Annotated in this window: 2 protein-coding genes; one reads left to right on the top strand and one right to left on the bottom strand. The window is 39.6% G+C overall.

Annotated features, from left to right (window positions below; all coding sequences use genetic code 11):
• Positions 1 to 249: hypothetical protein (locus NZM04_02375; GenBank protein MCS7062887.1), on the bottom strand; the 249-nt coding region annotated here is incomplete at its 3' end.
• A 700-nt stretch (positions 250 to 949) separates the two neighbouring features.
• Between NZM04_02375 and NZM04_02370 the strand changes: the two genes are divergently transcribed.
• The coding region (locus NZM04_02370; protein MCS7062886.1) for a hypothetical protein at positions 950 to 2,003 on the top strand (1,054 nt) is incomplete at its 3' end.

Here is a 2,003-nt window from a genome sequence, read left to right as displayed (position 1 = left end):
CAAGCGCCACGGGCATTTCAGTATTGCACCGACGGCTTCAGTGGGTATGCTGCTTTGGACTAGCGTGACAGCTGTTTCTAGTTGTGCCGGGCAAGTCGCAGACCTATTCAGTTGAAGCAGGTCTCGCCGAGTTGCGGGGGATCTTGCTCGGTTAGGCCGACGGGCGCGGTGCTTTTCGCGGTGTGTGGAGGAGCTACGGTGGGCGGGTGAGTCCTTTGTGCAATGCTGGAATCGGCGGCAGCCCTTCAAGCAAGCGCCTCCGGGTTATCAGAGCTATCCGCGGGACTACGCAAGTATTTGGGTTTAGGCACTCCCACGGCGAAAAACGCCGCGAACGTTAGCTTAAGCAAGCGAGATTCACAAAAAGTCCGCAAAACTTGTTTCAACCGATTAGGTCTGCGACTTTTTTTCGTAATCAGAGATATTCCCCTGTCGTTAGTCTAAAGCAGTATACCCAATGAAGTCGTCTGTGCAGTACTGAAATGCCTGTCTCTCTGTATCCACCATTGCCTGCACCATGGCCTCATTGCGTATAGAGTATCTACCAGCTCATCACGAAGCGCGTCCGCGATCGACCTGCGTGATGAGATCGGCACATTTTTATTCCCGACGAATGTGAACTGCTCTCAAGCTCGATGATCGGTTAGTCGTCGGTTGGGGGCTGTAGGATAGGGGTGGGTGATGAGCCAGGCTACATTCACCGGCGCACTTGACCTGAATGATCATCAATAGCGCATTTGACACTCAGATTTCGCCTGATGCGTTGGAGCAATGGCGATCTAGATACTTTTTGATAGCTTGGAACAAGGTTATAAGTGAGTAGTAGATTGTGTGATGCTTATGGGTGATACAAAGATTACAAACACTGTAACTTTTGATATCTTTTCGTTCAGAAAGATTGGATTTGTGTAATTGATCAGGTTTGTTGATTTTAGCTTATAATATAAACGTGAAAGCGCAAGAAGATGTTTTTGCCTACCTTATATGTAATGACCTCAATAAACTTGAGGATTTAGAAAAGATTTGTAAACAAATAAAGGGCGACGAATTAGATATTTTTAGAGTGGTAATATATTACATGAAATTTTTATATAACAGAAATGAGGATCCATTAAAAATAATTGTAGCGCTTGCTTTTTTGACCAAGATGAAAGACGAGTATTACGATAAAATTACGGCACCATTATTCAGTGAAGGACAGGTAATTCGATGTGCTTTATACATATCACGTTACATTAGATGTAAAGACCCTTATTATCTGGATAGAGCTATACCCATGCTTGACTACATGGACAATTCGGCTAGGGAAAATATAATAAAATTTTTAGCCATTGAATTAAAAAGAGATGCGTGTTTTCGAATAAAATTGATGGAGAAAATTACAGAAGATTTGCAAAAATATGGTGTTCATTCACTTAAACACTATTCATTTGGAGCAAGATTAATTCTATTAGCACGAATGGGGCTTTATGAAGATTTAGATAAGATTTTAGATGAAGTAAATAATTTTGCTTTACATAAAGGTAAAGGCGCATCCAAGATTTTAAAAAAAATACTTGAGCAGCTTAATTATAGAAAAGGTTACCTAGGCGCAAGTATAATAAACAAGATTTATAATGAGAGAGTTATAAATGTAGCACGACAATGTTCAAATATATCTGATATTCTAAAAAACATTATAACAGACCAATCTATAAAATATGGAGATTTTATTGATTTCGATGTATTAGAGCAGCATTGGCATGATTATGAAGATAAAAGTACTTTGATACTCGTCCTGAGTAACATTATTTATCGTCTGCGTCAGCTCGACACGTCGAATGGTATCGTATTGAGGGGTGAATATTATAGCAAAGAAAGGTTCGAGTTTTTGCTAAATAATCGCTGTGAAAGACTATATCAACTAATATCTAATCAGCCTATGCTTGATAATAATATAATAATAGCTATCGGAAAGATAGGGTCTAAAGAGTGTATTAATAAATTGCACGAATTGATAGATT

The sequence above is a fragment of the Candidatus Methylacidiphilales bacterium genome (genome assembly GCA_025056655.1).
Lineage (GTDB): Bacteria > Verrucomicrobiota > Verrucomicrobiia > Methylacidiphilales > JANWVL01 > JANWVL01.
The sequence above is the reverse complement of the archived record's forward strand: the minus strand, read 5'-3'. Positions and strand labels throughout refer to the sequence as shown.